Origin of the sequence: Bifidobacterium choerinum (genome assembly GCF_002761235.1) — a bacterium.
GTDB lineage: Bacteria > Actinomycetota > Actinomycetes > Actinomycetales > Bifidobacteriaceae > Bifidobacterium > Bifidobacterium choerinum.
The window spans coordinates 1,383,980-1,400,203 of record NZ_CP018044.1 but is presented as its reverse complement, the minus strand read 5'-3'; the positions used below and the strand labels follow the sequence as shown (position 1 = coordinate 1,400,203).

The window sequence follows — 16,224 nt, the reverse complement described above, 5'->3', positions numbered from 1 at the left end:
CTTGCGAGGGGGGTGTGCGGGCGGCCGTTTTTTGTGGTTCCCCACAAATTCGCCGGCCGCGCTTGGCGCGAGTCGCACAACGCGGACGGATCGCGTCTGGCGTAGCGTGGAGCGGTCGCGCCGGCGCACGGGACTCCCGCGCGCCGGCGCCGCCCATCCCCGTACCGTCATCCCAGGAGCATCCATGATCCGCAGCAGAACCGCGCAGCTCATCTTCCAGACCTTCTACGTCGCGCTCGGCGCCGTCGGCGTCCTCGGCAGCATCGGCCTGTACGACGCCGAGTTCGACGCCGACTTCTTCGTCTACTTCACGAACCTGTCGAACTACCTGTGCATCACCGTCGTGCTGTGTGAGCTCGTCCGGACGGCGCGCCGCCGCGACGACGGCCCGGTCGACTTCGCGCCGCAGCTCAAGTTCGTCAGCGTCATCGCGATCCTGCTCACGTTCTTCGTCTTCAACCTGCTGCTCGCCGGTCAGCCCGACCGTGACCCCGCGCAGAACTTCCAGGTGACGAGCCTGCTCTTCCACGTCGCGCTGCCGCTGATGTTCACCTTCGACTGGCTGCTGTGCTACGAACACCGCCGTGTGCGCTGGACCTGGCCCTTCGCCGCGACGATCTTCCCGCTGTGCTACGTCGGCTTCGTCTACATCCGCGCATGGCTGTGCCATTTCGACCCCGACACGCCGCTGCTCTACCCCTATTTCTTCCTCGACGCCGCGCAGCTCGGCGTCGGCGGCGTCCTGCGCTGGATCGGCGTCCTGCTTATCGCGTTCATCGCCTTCGGCTATCTGATGGTCGGTCTCGACCGTGTGCTGCCGGCCGACGACCGCGCCGGCGCGCCGGCGCGCGAAGTCGCGACCGAACTCGACTAGCCGCCGATTCCCATCCCTCTCCGCAGCCGCCCCTACGGGCGGCTGTTTTTATGCCTTACGACCGCCGACCCGACAGCAGTCCATGATTGACCTCAACCACCGACTGCAGACAATGGCCGCTAATAGCGGCGTGTGATCGACCTCAAATCAACCTCCACCCGAATCCTCACATCGGGCGTTGCGGGACGTAGAAACAACGTAATAACAAGGAAAGCCCCACCTGAATGAATCAGGTGGGGCTTTCCGATCAGTCGCGTACTACCGCGTCAGATCAACGCTGAATCGAATCAGCCGAGGATCTTGGTGACACGGCCCGAGCCGACGGTGTGGCCGCCTTCGCGCACTGCGAAGGTGAGGCCCTCTTCCATAGCGATCGGCTGGATGAGCTCGACCGTGAAGGTCGCGTGATCGCCAGGCTGAACCATCTCGACGCCTTCCGGCAGCGTGATGACGCCGGTGACGTCCGTCGTGCGGAAGTAGAACTGCGGACGGTAGTTCGAGAAGAACGGCGAGTGACGGCCGCCCTCATCCTTGGTGAGGACGTAGACTTCGCCTTCGAACTTGGTGTGCGGGGTGACCGAACCCGGAGCGGCCACGACCTGGCCACGCTCGACGTCGGTACGGTTGATGCCGCGCAGCAGCAGACCGGTGTTGTCGCCAGCCTCGCACTCGTCCATCTGCTTGTGGAAGGTCTCGATGGAGGTGACGGTGGTGGTCTGGGTCGGGCGGATGCCGACGATCTCGACGTTGGTGTTGATCGGCAGGCGGCCACGCTCGACACGGCCGGTGACGACGGTACCACGACCGGAGATCGTGAAGACGTCCTCGATCGGCATCAGGAACGGCTTGTCGAGGTCATGGACCGGGGTCGGGATGTAGTCGTCGACGTCATCCATGAGTTCCTTGATCGTCGCAACCCACTTCTCGTGATCCGGAGCGTCGTCATGCAGCGCGCCGTAAGCGGAGGTGTGGACGACCGGGCAGTCACGGTCGAAGCCGTTCTCGTCGAGGAGGTCACGGACCTCTTCCTCGACGAGCTCGATGAGCTCCTCATCGTCGACCATATCGCACTTGTTCAGCGCGACGAGGATCTTCGGAACGCCGACCTGACGGGCGAGCAGAACGTGCTCGCGGGTCTGGGCCATCGGGCCGTCGGTGGCGGCCACAACGAGGATTGCGCCATCCATCTGGGCGGCGCCGGTGATCATGTTCTTGACGAAGTCGGCGTGGCCCGGGCAGTCGACGTGAGCGTAGTGACGCTTCGCGGTCTGGTACTCGATGTGGGCGATGTTGATGGTGATACCACGCTGCTGCTCTTCCGGAGCGGCGTCGATCTGGTTGAAGTCGTACTCCGGGTTCAGATCCGGATACTCATCGTGCAGGACCTTGGAGATCGCTGCGGTCAGGGTCGTCTTGCCGTGATCGACGTGGCCGATCGTACCAATGTTAACGTGCGGCTTAGTACGCTCGTACTTTTCCTTTGCCATGTGTTTGTCCTCCTGGACGTTCTCGTAGTAAGCCTTGATCGCTCAAGGCACTTGCTACAGTTTACTGGGTTTCTGGGTTTTCGCCACTTGTAGAGCCCGAACCCAGTCAGCGCTACAGAATATTAGCGCTGACTGGGGACAGGTTCAAGCCAAATGGCAGCGCGTGTCACTCACCGCGCTGGGCCTTGATGATCTCGTCCGCGACGGCCTTCGGGACCTCCGCATAGGAGTCCATCTGCATCGTGAACATCGCGCGGCCCTGGGTCTTGGAACGCAGGTCGCCGATGTAGCCGAACATCTCGGACAGCGGCACCTTCGCGTCGATGACCTTGACGCCGGTGGCGTCGTTCATCGACTGGATGGCGCCACGGCGGGAGTTAAGGTCGCCCATGACGTCGCCCATGTACTCCTCCGGAGTACGGACCTCGACGGCCATGATCGGCTCGAGGATGACCGGCTTGGCCTTCGGGGCGGCTTCCTTGAAGCACATCGAACCTGCGATCTTGAACGCCATTTCCGAGGAATCGACGTCGTGAACCTGGCCATCGACGATCGTCGCCTTGACGCCGACGACCGGGAAGCCGGCGAGGATGCCGGACTCCATGGCCTCCTGCACGCCCGCATCGATCGAAGGAATGAATTCCTTCGTGATGTGGCCGCCGGTGACCTCGTTGACGAACTCGTAGACCTCGCCGTTCTCGGTATCGAGCGGCTCGAAGTTCATCAGGACCTTCGCGAACTGGCCGGAACCACCCGTCTGCTTCTTGTGCGTGTACTCCTGGCCCATGACGGCCTTGCGGATCGTCTCACGGTAGGCGACCTGCGGCTTGCCGACGTTGCACTCGACCTTGAACTCGCGGCGCATACGGTCGACGATGATGTCGAGCTGGAGCTCGCCCATGCCGGAGATGAGGGTCTGGCCGGACTCTTCGTCGGTCTTGACCTGGAAGGTCGGATCCTCGTCGGAGAGCTTCGCGAGGGCGAGGCTCATCTTCTCCTGGTCGGCCTTCGTCTTCGGCTCGACGGCCACCTCGATGACCGGGTCCGGGAAAGTCATCGACTCGAGCGAGATCGGGTGCTTCTCATCGCACAGCGTGTCGCCGGTCGTGACGTTCTTCAGACCGACGAAGGTGTAGATGTTGCCCGCCTCGGCCGCGTCGACCGGGTTCTCCTTGTCGGCGTGCATCTGGAAGATCTTGCCGACGCGTTCCTTCTTGCCCTTCGTCGAATCGAGCACGTTGTCGCCCGGCTTGACGGAGCCGGAGTAGACGCGCACGAAGACGAGCTTGCCGTAGAACGGGTGCGTCGAGATCTTGAAGACGAGCGCCGAGAACGGGTCGTCGAGCGTCGGCTTGCGGTCGATCTCGATGGACTCGTCGGACGGGTCGAAGCCGACGATGGATGGAACGTCCTCCGGGCTCGGCAGGTAGTCGACGACGGCGTCCAGCATCGGCTGCACGCCCTTGTCCTTGAACGCGGAGCCGCACAGGACCGGGTAGGCCTGACGCGAAATCGTCAGCGTGCGGATGCCCTTGCGGATCTCGTCCTCGCTCAGCTCACCGGTCTCGAGGTACTTCTCGATGAGGTCCTCGTCGGACTCCGCGACCTGGTCGAGGAGCTCGGCGCGGTACTGCTCGGCGCGTTCCTTGAGATCGTCCGGGATGTCCACGGTGTCGTAGTGAGCACCCATGTCGTCCTTGACGTCGTTCCAGACGTAGGCCTTCATGCGGATCAGGTCGACGACGCCGACGAAGTCGTTCTCAGCGCCGATCGGCAGCTGGACGACGAGCGGCGTCGCGCCGAGCTTCTCCTTGATGGTGTCCACCGAGTAGTAGAAGTCGGCACCGAGCTTGTCCATCTTGTTGATGAAGCAGATGCGCGGAACGCCGTACTTGTCGGCCTGACGCCACACGGTTTCGGACTGCGGCTCGACGCCCTCCTTGCCATCGAAGACGGCGACGGCGCCATCGAGGACGCGCAGCGAACGCTCCACCTCGGCGGTGAAGTCGACGTGGCCCGGCGTATCGATGATGTTGATCTGGAACTTATCGCCCGTGTCATGGGTCTGGCGGTTCCAGAAGCACGTCGTCGCGGCGGACTGGATGGTGATGCCGCGCTCCTGCTCCTGGGCCATGAAGTCCATCGTCGAAGCGCCGTCGTGGGTTTCGCCGATCTTGTAGTTCTTACCGGTGTAGTACAGAATACGCTCGGTAGTGGTGGTCTTACCGGCATCGATATGCGCCATGATGCCGATGTTACGAACCTGGTTGAGGTTGGTAAGCACGTCCAGTGCCATGAATGTTCCTTAACTCTTCGTTTCTGTGACTAATTACCAGCGGTAATGAGCGAAGGCCTTGTTGGCTTCCGCCATCTTGTGCGTGTCCTCGCGGCGCTTCACGGAGGCGCCGAGGCCGTTGGATGCGTCGAGGATCTCGTTGGCGAGGCGCTCAGCCATCGTCTTCTCGCGACGGGCGCGGGAGAAGTCGGTCAGCCAGCGCAGCGACAGCGTGTTCGCGCGGGCCGGCTTGACCTCGACCGGGACCTGGTAGGTCGCACCGCCGACACGGCGGGAGCGGACCTCGAGGGACGGGCGGATGTTGTCCAGCGCGCGCTTAAGCACCGCGACCGGCTCCTGGTCGGTCTTCTCCTTGACCATGTCGAGCGCGGAGTAGACGATGTCCTCGGCGATCGACTTCTTGCCGTCAAGCAGAATCTTGTTGATGAGCTGCGCCACGACGGTCGAGCCGTAGATCGGGTCCGGCAGCAGCTGGTGTTTCTTGGCGGGTCCTTTACGTGACATATCTCTTACTTCGCCTTCTTTGCTCCGTACAGGGAACGGCCCTGCTTACGATCCTTGACACCCTGGGTATCGAGCGCACCGCGCACGATGTGGTAGCGCACACCCGGCAGATCCTTGACACGGCCGCCGCGCACGAGCACGATCGAGTGCTCCTGCAGGTTGTGGCCCTCGCCCGGAATGTAGGCGGTGACTTCGACGCCCGAGCTCAGGCGCACACGAGCGACCTTACGCAGAGCCGAGTTCGGCTTTTTCGGCGTCGTCGTGTACACACGGGTGCACACGCCGCGGCGCAGCGGGCTTCCCTTGAGCGCCAAGGTCTTGGACTTCTTCGGCTTTGCCTTACGTCCCTTACGGACAAGCTGTTCAATAGTAGGCAACTTGAATTCTCCGATTCAGTGGTTTCTGTTCTTCCTAGTGAAGCCGACTGATCGCAGCCTCACTTTCCCCCGATTCACTGAATGAAGAAAAGACAGCCACTGTTCACCGGCCCGATGACCCTTCGTTCTCTCACTGGTCGCATTACTGCGCGTGGTACAAACGAACTCGGGGATATCCCAGCACATGCTCCTGTTACATAAGGTGCGTGGCTGGCACACACAATCGATGAATATAGCACGGATCCCGGATAAGAATCAATTGTGAAGACACCCTCGGTGTGTCTTCACAATCGCCCCCCGCCGTGTCCCTCTGTGTCCCGCTCCATCGGCACCGCCGACGAACCGGGACGCGAACCGCCCCCTTCGCGGGACGAACCGTCGACCGGCCCGACGAACCTGGACGCACACCATCCCTTTTGCGTCCCGTTCCATCGACTGATTCGATGGAACGGGACACCATTGGAGCCGTTTGCCGTGGTCGCGCCGAGAGAAACAAAAAGACCCTCCGCGAGGGAGGGTCGTCAGTGGGGTGGCTAACGCGGCTCGAACGCGCGACCTTCTGAACCACAATCAGATGCTCTACCAACTGAGCTATAGCCACCATCGCAACGGCTCCGTAGAACCGGGCAACAGATGAACACTATACACCATCTGCTTCCGGCACGCCCACACGGCGTGTCGCGGCCGTGTCCGGGCCTGTCGCGCGCCAATCGGGAGTAGACTGGAAGCATAATTCAACAGAGTTGCAGACACAGGGTTACAGACAAAGCGCAATGTGGCGCTGAACTCCTTTCCGGCTTGATGGTTTCCTGATGCGAACGCGATCGCGGATGATGGAGATGATGGACAAGAGGATAAGAGAAACAGGCGAGGCGGCCCCCAAAGGTATCTAGATGCTTCGGGGGCCGCCCCTTTTTTTGCCGCCCGCCGCTTCCTCCATCGTCGACTTCCCCATCGTCGTCGGCTTCCCCGTCGCGTCCGCTTCCGTCGTCCGCTTTCCCATCTCCCATCGTCTACGCTGGAACCATGATGACGCTTCCCCTTTCCGCGGACATGGCGATGACCACCGCCATGACGACGGCCGCGACGCCCACACCCGCGACCGCCGCCTCCGATTTCGTCGCGCGCCGCCAGTTCGCCCCATGCTACATCTGGCTCGACATCATGTTCCTCGTGCTGTACGCCGCGCTGCTGCTGTGGCGCCGCCGGCGCATGACGGTGCTCGTCGGCCTCGTCGCCGGGCTGCTGTACTTCGCCGTCGACTTCGGCATCTTCCATCTGGCCCTGCACACGCGCTCGATCTCGCCGAACGCATCGTTGTTCTGGGTGCTGGCGTGGATGTCGATGAGCTACGGCTTCACGAACTTCAGCTGGATCTGGCTGTATCTGCGCCGTGACGACCGGCTCGTCGAATGGTCGACGCTGATCTTCGGCTGGTGGTTCTGCGCGCCGCTCATCACGCAGACGATCACGTCCCGCTTCCTGCCTGCCCAGGCCGCCGACCCGATCGTCATCCAGCGCACGACCGGCGCCTACCACGGCTGGATGGCGCTCATCCTGTTCGCCGGCTATGCGGCCCTCGTCGTCTACAATCTGGGCTTCGCCGCGCGCCCGGCGCTGCGCGTCGACATCCGCTGGCTGCTCGTATGCGGCATCGGCATCCAGTTCGCGTGGGAGCTCGCGCTGCTGCTCGGCGGCATCCGCAGCGCCGGTCTGAGCGCCGCGCAGTCGCTCAGGCCGCTCGTCATCGATTCGCTGCTGGAGACGAACCTCGGCATGCCGTACGTCTATCTGATCTTCCTCGCCGTCTCGGCACGCTGGCACGAGGACCTGGGCGCCCGCACGCCCGCGCTCTCGCTCGCGCAGTCGCTCGAGGCGTCCAACATGTCCCGCCGCCCGTTCACCGTCGCCGCAATCCGCGGCGGCCGGAGGCCGACCGACTAGACTGTCCTACAGCACGAACCACACCCATCCAGACCCAAGGAGCCCATCATGCTGTCCTTCCAGAACGACTATTCCTCGACGGCCGCGCCGCAGATCCTCGCGCGCATGCAGCAGATCCAGCAGGAGCAGCAGCCCGGCTACGGCGTCGACGACTACTGCAAGGCCGCGGCGGACAAGATCGTCAAACTGTGCGACGACCCCGAAGCACATGTGTGGTTCCTTGTCGGCGGCACGCAGACGAACCAGACGGTGATCGCGTCGATCACGCCGCAGTACGCCGGCGTCGTGTGCGCCGACAGCGGCCACATCAACACGCATGAGGCCGGCGCGATCGAGGCGACCGGCCACAAGGTGCTCGCACTGCCGAACGAGGACGGCAAGATCTCCGCCGCACAGCTCGACGACTACTGCGAGCGCTTCTACGCCGATGCGAACCACGAGCATATGGTCTTCCCCGGCGCCGTCTACATCTCGCAGCCGACCGAATACGGCACCGTCTACACGCTCGAGGAGCTCGAGGCGCTCTCCCAGGTCGCGCACGACCGCAGGCTGCCGCTGTTCATCGACGGCGCGCGCCTCGGCTATGCACTGACGAGTGACGGCAACGACGCGAACCTCGACGACATCGCGCGCGTCGCCGACGTGTTCACGATCGGCGGCACGAAGGTCGGCGCGATGTTCGGTGAGGCCGTCGTGTTCACGCGCGGCAACACGCCGACGAACTTCACGACGCTCGTCAAGCAGCATGGCGCGCTGCTCGCGAAAGGCTGGCTGCTGGGCCTGCAGTTCGACACGCTGTTCACCGACGACCTGTACTTCAAGCTGTCCGAACACGCGAACAAGGAGGCCGACAAGATCCGCCGGGCGCTGACGGACAAGGGCTACGACGTGGACTTCGTCTCGCAGACGAACCAGATCTTCATCACCGTCACCGACAAGAAGGCCGCCGAGCTGGCCAAGCATGTGACGCTCGGCTTCATGGAGGCCGTCGACGCCGACCATGTCATGCTGCGCATCTGCACGAGCTGGGCGACGACCGACGAGCAGACGGCTGAACTGATCTCCTATCTGTGAGTTTTCCCCCGATACATGCTGCGGCCGCCGGCGTCCCATGACGCCGGCGGCCGCAGCATGTATGCGCCGTGTTCGCGCGACGCGAGTCCCGCCGCCGTCAGCGGCCGTCGGTGTCGCCGGCGGCGCGCCTGCCGGCGCGATGCGCGGCGATGACCTCGCGCTCCATCCGCACGAAGCATTTCACCGACTGTTCGACCGAATACGTCTCCTTCGTGTGTTCGGCGTAGGTCTGGCCCCATTCGTTGAGTTCGCGCGGATGGTCGATCCACCAGTCGATGCGGTCGGCGAGCTGTTCTGGATGCCCGACCGGGTACGACGATTCCGGCGTGAGTGAGAACTGTCCGGCCGCGCTCAGCGGCGAGTCGGCGATGACCGGCACGAGGCCGCACGCCATGCCTTCGATGACGCTCACCGATTCGAGGTCGGCGATCGACGGATGGCACAGCAGGTCGCATGAGCGCAGTAGGTCGGGCATGTCGACGTTGCGGTGGAAGCCGATCGTCGCCGGACGGCTGAGCAGCTTGCGCGCCTTGCGCATGACGCGCCGCCTGATCGGCCCGGTGCCGGCGATCGTCAGATGGATGTCGTCGGCGTGCGCGCTCATCGCGATCGCCTCGATGAGCTCCACATGGTTCTTCTCGTTGGCGAGCCTGCCGGAGGCGACGATGCGGAACGGCACGCCGGCCGGTTCGGCGCCCGGCCGCTGACGCTTCGCCGTGAACCTGGGCTGGTAGCCGTTCGAGATGACGTAGATCGGCTCGCCGTAGTGGTGCTCCTTGAGCAGATGCGCGCCGAGCCTCGTCGGCACGTGGATCGCGTCGACGTTGCGGTACAGCCAGTGGTGGAACAGCCAGTACAGGAACGCGTTCATGCCGGGGATGTAGCGCAGCGGACCGGCCGAATACATGACGTTCTCCGGCTGCACGTGGAAGCCGGCGGTCACCGGCAGCCCGTGCGCGCGCGCGTTCGCGAGCGCGTGCCTGCCGAATTTGAACGGCTCGTAGATGTGCACGACGTCGACGCCTTCGAAGGCGCGGTCGAACAGCGTGCGACTCGGCTGCGCGAACTGCATCTGCTGCTTCGCCGATATCCAGCTGACGAGCGGTATATGGTTCTCGCGCGCCGGGTATTCGGGAGCGCCGATGCCGACGAGCCGTACCTCGTGTCCCTGTCTTTGCAGTTCGGCCGCCCACTGGGTCGCCGAATTGGACGTGCCGTTGCCGCCGTTGCCGGACGTGTCGACGACGAGCGCGACCTTGAGCGGCCGGTCGTCGTCCTGCCGGTCGTCGCTGGAGGATGCCGTGTTCTGTTGTGCGCACATAGTCGTCCAGTCTAGCGGCCACGCCGCCGAACCGGCGGTTCGCGTCCCGCGGGCGTCCATGACGGCGCGTGGAACGCCGCCGGCGGCCGTGCACTACCGGTGGCACAATGGGTGCCATGACGAAAATCGATTGTGCACTCGGCACCCCCAACGGCAAACATCCCACCCGCGCGCTCCTGCTCGGCTCCGGCGAGCTCGGCAAGGAGGTCGCGATCTCGCTGACGCGTCTCGGCGTGCGCGTCATCGCGGCCGATTCGTATGCGGACGCGCCGGCGCAGCAGGTCGCGCACGAGGCGCGCGTCGTCGACATGGCGAACGCCGACGCGCTGCGCGCGCTCATCGACGACGTGCGCCCGAACATCATCATCCCCGAGGTCGAGGCGATCGCGACGTCGGTGCTCGAGACGGCCGAGCACGACGGCGTGCGCGTCGTGCCGAGTGCGAGGATCGCGGCGACGTGCATGGACCGCGAGGCGCTGCGCACGCTCGCGTCCGACGAACTCGGCCTGCCGACGACGCCGTTCCGCTTCGCCGGCTCGCTCGACGAACTCAAGGCGGCGGCCGACGCGATCGGCTTCCCCTGCGTCGTCAAGCCGATCATGAGCTCCTCCGGCCACGGACAGTCGGTCGTGCATGCCGCGGACGGCGTCGACGACGCGTGGACGGCGGCGCAGCAGGGCCGCCGCGCGCACGGCGAGGGCGACGTCTCGCGCGTCATCGTCGAACGTCTCGTCGACCTCGACTACGAGCTGACGATGCTCACCGTCAGCTCGGTCGCCGGCGTCGTCGTGTGCGAGCCGATCGGCCAGCGTCAGCAGGACGGCGACTACCGCGACTCGTGGCAGCCGGCGCAGGTGCCGGCGGACGTGCTCGACGAGGCGCGCCGCATCGCGCACGCCGTCGTCGAGGGACTCGTCGCGCGCGCCGGCACCGACACGGCGTGGGGCGTCTTCGGCGTCGAGCTGTTCGTGCTCAGGGACGGCACCGTCCTGTTCAACGAGGTCTCGCCGCGTCCGCACGACACTGGCATGGTCACGATGATCAGCCAGCGGCTGAGCGAGTTCGACCTGCATGCGCGCGCGATGCTCGGTGTGCCGGTCAAGGACGGCCACGTCGCGCTCGACATCCCGAAGTACACGGTGGCGGCGAGCCACGCGATCGTCGTCGAGGGACACGGCGAAGCCGAGTTCCACGACCTCGACGAGGCGCTCGCGCAGCCGGGCGTCGACGTGCGCGTGTTCGCCAAGCCGAAGGTCGACGGCCACCGTCGCATGGGCGTCGCGCTCGCGCTCGGACAGGACGTCGAGGAGGCGCGCGTGCGCGCCGTCGAGACAGCCCAGGCGCTGCAGGTCAGCATCGTCTGAGCATGCGAAGGCCCGGGCGCCCCTTCCCGCGTTTGAAACGTGAGCCGGGACGCGCCCATGTTGCCGCCGCTTGCTACGCTGATGGCGTCAGTTCAGCGTTCCATTTCCCTTAATCCACGGAAGGCAGAAGCAGAAAATGCAGAAGATGGACAAGCTCTACGAGGGCAAGGCCAAGAAACTGTACGCAACCGACGATCCGGACGTCCTCTGGGTCGAATACATGAACCAGGCGACCGCCGGCAACGGCGCGAAGAAAGCCCAGATCGAAGGCAAGGGCAGCCTCAACAACCGCATCACCTCGGTCCTCTTCGACCTGCTCAAGGCGCGCGGCGTGGACTCCCATTTCATCAGGCGCATCTCGGACACCGAGCAGCTCGTGCGCGCGATGGACATGTACCCGCTCGAGATCATCATGCGCAACACGGCGGCCGGATCCTTCGCGAAGCGCTACGGCGTCGAGGAGGGCACGAAGCTCACCCGTCCGATCCTCGAATTCTGCTACAAGTCCGACGAGCTCGGCGACCCGTTCATCAACGACGACGGCATCGTCGCGCTCGGTCTGGCCTCCGACGAGGAGCTCGCCGAGATCTCGAAGCAGGCGCGCGCCGTCAACGACGCGCTGCTCGACATCTTCTCGAAGATCGACGTGCAGCTCGTCGACTTCAAGATCGAAGAGGGCAAGACCTCCGACGGCACGATCCTACTCGCCGACGAGATCACGCCGGACACCTGCCGCCTATGGGACCTCAGGGACGGCTCCGGCCAGATCGAGCATCTCGACAAGGACCTGTTCCGCCGTGACCTGGGAAACATCATCCCCGCCTACGAGGAGATCTACGACCGTCTGACGGCGCTTGCCGAACAGGAAGGCATCGAGCGCGCCGAATGACGCGGACGGCCCGCATCCGGCGCATACCGGATGCGGGCCGTTTTTGCCGTGAGCGCCGCATGGGGCCGCCCTCCGCCACCCATGCCCCTGTTTTTCTCCCATTCCTACCCCATATCCACCTGCAACCATCAGAGTCAAGAGAGCAAGGAAGAACCGTGGTTTTCCGCGTATATGTTGAAAAGAAGCCGGGCTTTGACGTCGAGGCCCAGCAGCTCACCCAGGAGCTCAGGACGATCCTGGGCATCAAGCCGCTCGAGCAGATCCGCCTGATCAACCGCTACGACGTCGAGGGCATCGGCGAGGAGCTGTTCGAGCAGGTCGTGCCGACCGTCTTCAGCGAGCCGCAGTCCGATGACGTGTCCTCCGACCTTCCCGACTTCGGCGGCGACGCCGTCTTCGCCGTCGAGTTCCTGCCGGGCCAGTTCGACCAGCGCGCCGATTCGGCGAGCGAATGCATCCAGCTCATCAGCCAGGGCGAGCGCCCGACCGTGCGCTCGGCCACGCTCTACGCGCTCAAGGGCGACCTGAGCACGCCGGACATCGACGCGATCAAGAAGTACGTCATCAACCCGGTCGAGGCGCGCGAGGCGAGCCTCGCGACGCGCGACACATTGGCGACACAGATCCCGACGCCCGGCAGGGTCGAGGTCATCGACGGCTTCCGCGACATGGACGACGAGCAGCTCGAACGCTTCATCGACGACCGCGGGCTCGCGATGGACGTCGCCGACCTGCAGTTCTGCCGCGACTACTTCGTCAACGAGGACCGCGACCCGACGATCACCGAGATCAAGGTCATCGACACGTACTGGTCCGACCATTGCCGCCACACGACCTTCGGCACGCAGCTCGACAACGTGACGATCGACGACGCAACCGTCCAGGCCGCCTTCGAACGCTACCTGAAGATGCGCGAGGAGCTCGGCCGCGACGACCGCCCGGTGACGCTGATGGATATGGGCACGCTCGGCGCGAAATGGCTCAAGGCGAACGGCATCCTGACGAACCTCGACGAATCCGAGGAGATCAACGCCTGCACCGTCAAGGTGAAGGTGGACGTCAACGGTGAGGACGAGGACTGGCTGTTCCTGTTCAAGAACGAGACGCACAACCATCCGACCGAGATCGAGCCCTTCGGCGGCGCGGCGACCTGCATCGGCGGCTGCATCCGCGACCCGCTGTCGGGACGTTCCTATGTCTACCAGGCGATGCGCGTGACCGGCGCGGCCGATCCGCGCACGCCGATCGACCAGACGCTCGAAGGCAAACTGCCGCAGCGCAAGATCGTCACGACGGCCGCGCACGGCTACTCCTCCTACGGCAACCAGATCGGGCTCGCAACCGGACAGGTCAACGAGATCTACCATCCGGGCTACGTCGCCAAGCGCATGGAGGTCGGCGCCGTCGTCGCGGCGACGCCCGCCGACCATGTGCGCCGCGAGACGCCGGCGCCGGGCGACCGCATCATCCTGCTCGGCGGCCGCACCGGACGTGACGGCATCGGCGGCGCGACCGGCGCCTCGAAGGCGCACAACGTCGAATCGCTCGAGCTCGACGGCGCCGAGGTGCAGAAGGGCAACGCGCCGGTCGAACGCAAGCTGCAGCGCCTGTTCCGCCGCGGCGACGCGTGCCGTCTGATCAAGCGCTGCAACGACTTCGGCGCCGGCGGCGTCTCCGTCGCGGTCGGCGAGATCGCCGACGGCCTCGACGTCGACCTCAACCAGGTGCCGAAGAAGTACGAGGGCCTCGACGGCACCGAGCTCGCGATCTCCGAATCGCAGGAGCGCATGGCCGTCGACGTGGCCGCCGAGGACGTCGACGAGTTCCTCAAGTACGCCGCCGAGGAGAACCTCGAGGCGTCGGTCATCGCGACCGTCACCGAGGAGCCGCGCATGGTCATGCGCTGGAACGGCGACGCGATCGTCGACCTGTCGCGCGAGTTCCTCGCGTCGAACGGCGCCGACAAGCATCAGGACGCGCATGTGACCGCTCAGGGCACCTACGTCACGCCGTTCAACGAAGGCACGCTCGCCGAACGCATGGACGCGATGCTCTCCGACATCAACGTCGCCTCGAACAAGGGCCTGTCCGAGCGCTTCGACTCGACGATCGGCGCCGGCACCGTGCTGATGCCGTTCGGCGGCCGCACGCAGCTGACCGCGCCGATGGCGATGGTCGCGAAGCTGCCGGTCTTCGGCGAGACGACGACCGCGTCGGCGATGGCGTGGGGCTTCAACCCGTACATCATGGAGCGGAACCAGTTCACCGGCGCCTACCTGTCCGTCGTCGAATCGCTCGCCAAGCTCGTGGCCGCCGGCTTCGAGCACGAGAAGGCGTATCTGAGCTTCCAGGAGTACTTTGAGAAGCTGCGCGACGAGCCGGAACGCTGGGGCAAGCCGCTCGCGGCCGTGCTCGGCGCGCTGATGGCGCAGGTCGACCTCGGCGTCGGCGCGATCGGCGGCAAGGATTCGATGTCCGGATCCTTCGAGGACCTCGACGTGCCGCCGACGCTGATCTCCTTCGCCGTCGCCGTCGGCAACATGAACCGCGCGACGAGCCCGGAGTTCAAGCAGGGCGGCCATCGCGTCGTGCGCATCGCGCCGCGCTACCTCGCCGACGGCATCACGCCGGACAAGGACGCGCTGCTCGAGGCCTTCCACGTCGTCGAGGAGCTCGTCGACTTCCATGACGCGCTCGCCGTGTCCACGCCGGGTTACGGCGGTACCGCCGAATCGCTGTTCCGCATGATGCTCGGCAACCAGATCGGCGTCAAGCTCGACGACGCGATCGCCGTCGACGACCTCTTCGCGCCGGCGTACGGTTCGTTCATCGTCGAACTGGCGGACGACGCGAAGCTGCCGGCGACGTCGAACCTCGTCGAAATCGGCCAGATCGGCGAGACCACCGACGACTACGTCTTCCATGCGGCCAGCGAGGACCTGCCGATGGCGCAGCTGCAGGAGACGTGGGAACGCGGCCTCGAATCGGTGTTCCCGTACCGCACGCCGGCCGGCGCCGAACTCGAGCAGGTCGAGACGGTGTCCTTCGAGACTGACCGCCGCGTGCAGTATGCGGGGCCGAAGATCGCCAAGCCTCGCGTCGTCATCCCGGTGTTCCCGGGCAACAACTGCGAGTACGACACGGCGGCGGCGTTCGAACGTGCCGGCGCCGAGGTGACTACGCTCATCGTCAACAACCTCACGCCGCAGGCGGTCGCCGAATCCGCGCAGGCGCTCGTCGACGAAATCGGCCGCAGCCAGATCGTCATGATTCCCGGCGGCTTCTCAGGCGGCGACGAGCCGGACGGCTCGGCGAAGTTCATCACGGCCTTCTTCCGTGCGCCGGCCGTCACCGAGGCGGTGCGCGACCTGCTCAAGAACCGCGACGGCCTGATGCTCGGCATCTGCAACGGCTTCCAGGCGCTCATCAAGCTCGGTCTTGTGCCCTTCGGCGACATCGTGCCGATGACCGCCGAATGCCCGACGCTCACGTTCAACGAGATCGGCCGTCATCAGAGCCGCCTCGTGCGCACGCGCGTCGCATCGAACCTCTCGCCGTGGCTCGCGAAGACCGAGGTCAGCGACGTGCACACCGTCGCGATCTCGCACGGCGAGGGCCGTTTCGTCGCCTCGGACGACATGCTCGCGCAGCTGGCCACGAACGGCCAGATCGCCACGCAGTACGTGGACGAGGACGGCGTGCCGAGCATGGACCTGTCGGTCAACCCGAACGGCTCGATGCTCGCCGTCGAGGGCATCACGAGTCCCGATGGCCGCGTCTTCGGCAAGATGGGCCATTCGGAGCGCTCCGGCAACGGCCTGTACCTCAACGTGCCGGGCAACACCTACCAGCCGATCTTCGAAGCCGGCGTCGAGTACTTCGGCTGAGCGATTGGCGGGCGCTTGGCTGAGCGCATGAATCGGCCCCGCGGAATCCGTTCCGCGGGGCCGATTCGTATATCCTGTATCCCCTATCCTGTATCCCCTATCCCGCATCCCCCTGCATATATAAGGAGCGGAGCTCCTACCCACATCCGGTCCGCAATCCCTGTCCGATGCACCGCTGTTTCCCTCTCTGAGGTGGTGCAGGAAAAG

At 65.0% G+C, this 16,224-nt stretch carries 11 protein-coding genes and 1 tRNA gene; 6 read left to right on the top strand and 6 right to left on the bottom strand.

From position 1 onward, the window contains the following. Window positions 1–184 precede the first annotated feature (184 nt). Complete coding sequence (locus BcFMB_RS05595) at window positions 185–874, top strand: Pr6Pr family membrane protein (protein ID WP_099721246.1); 690 nt, start codon at window positions 185–187, stop codon at window positions 872–874. A gap of 287 nt (window positions 875–1,161) precedes the next feature. On the opposite strand, the gene tuf is transcribed toward BcFMB_RS05595, so the two are convergent. From tuf to BcFMB_RS05570, 5 genes are all read right to left on the bottom strand, one after another. After that, window positions 1,162–2,361 carry an elongation factor Tu gene (gene tuf, locus BcFMB_RS05590; RefSeq protein ID WP_024540765.1) on the bottom strand — a complete coding sequence of 400 codons (1,200 nt, stop codon included), beginning with the start codon at window positions 2,359–2,361 and terminating at the stop codon, window positions 1,162–1,164. 166 nt (window positions 2,362–2,527) lie between these two features. Beyond that, window positions 2,528–4,657 carry an elongation factor G gene (fusA, locus tag BcFMB_RS05585; RefSeq protein ID WP_024540764.1) on the bottom strand — a complete coding sequence of 710 codons (2,130 nt, stop codon included), beginning with the start codon at window positions 4,655–4,657 and terminating at the stop codon, window positions 2,528–2,530. 33 nt (window positions 4,658–4,690) lie between these two features. Beyond that, entirely contained in the window at window positions 4,691–5,161 is a 471-nt protein-coding gene (gene rpsG, locus BcFMB_RS05580) for a 30S ribosomal protein S7 (RefSeq protein WP_003813834.1), read from the bottom strand. Window positions 5,162–5,166: 5 nt separating this feature from the next. After that, a complete protein-coding gene (rpsL, locus tag BcFMB_RS05575; protein ID WP_006294990.1) occupies window positions 5,167–5,538 on the bottom strand; it encodes a 30S ribosomal protein S12 in 372 nt (123 codons plus the stop codon). 525 nt (window positions 5,539–6,063) lie between these two features. After that, window positions 6,064–6,139 (bottom strand) — tRNA-His (locus BcFMB_RS05570). 425 nt (window positions 6,140–6,564) lie between these two features. Here BcFMB_RS05570 and BcFMB_RS05565 point away from each other — a divergent pair. Then, the gene (locus tag BcFMB_RS05565; protein ID WP_157775135.1) at window positions 6,565–7,482 is read left to right on the top strand and encodes a hypothetical protein; all 918 of its coding nucleotides are present in this window, start codon (window positions 6,565–6,567) and stop codon (window positions 7,480–7,482) included. A gap of 48 nt (window positions 7,483–7,530) precedes the next feature. After that, window positions 7,531–8,556, top strand: a complete 1,026-nt coding sequence (locus BcFMB_RS05560; RefSeq protein ID WP_099721244.1) for a threonine aldolase family protein — start codon at window positions 7,531–7,533, stop codon at window positions 8,554–8,556. Between the two features lie 97 nt (window positions 8,557–8,653). Here the strand turns inward: BcFMB_RS05560 and BcFMB_RS05555 are convergent, their stop codons facing one another. Then, window positions 8,654–9,877 (bottom strand): glycosyltransferase, encoded by a 1,224-nt coding sequence (locus tag BcFMB_RS05555; RefSeq protein ID WP_099721243.1) that lies wholly within the window; start codon window positions 9,875–9,877, stop codon window positions 8,654–8,656. Between the two features lie 116 nt (window positions 9,878–9,993). Here BcFMB_RS05555 and purT point away from each other — a divergent pair, with 116 nt between their 5' ends. From purT to BcFMB_RS05540, 3 genes are all read left to right on the top strand, one after another. Then, the gene (gene purT / locus BcFMB_RS05550; RefSeq protein WP_099721735.1) at window positions 9,994–11,241 is read left to right on the top strand and encodes a formate-dependent phosphoribosylglycinamide formyltransferase; all 1,248 of its coding nucleotides are present in this window, start codon (window positions 9,994–9,996) and stop codon (window positions 11,239–11,241) included. A gap of 136 nt (window positions 11,242–11,377) precedes the next feature. After that, complete coding sequence (purC, locus tag BcFMB_RS05545; RefSeq protein ID WP_099721242.1) at window positions 11,378–12,130, top strand: phosphoribosylaminoimidazolesuccinocarboxamide synthase; 753 nt, start codon at window positions 11,378–11,380, stop codon at window positions 12,128–12,130. 155 nt (window positions 12,131–12,285) lie between these two features. Next, window positions 12,286–16,017, top strand: coding sequence for a phosphoribosylformylglycinamidine synthase (locus BcFMB_RS05540; protein ID WP_099721241.1), 3,732 nt, complete (start codon window positions 12,286–12,288; stop codon window positions 16,015–16,017). The last annotated feature ends 207 nt before the right edge of the window (window positions 16,018–16,224 follow it).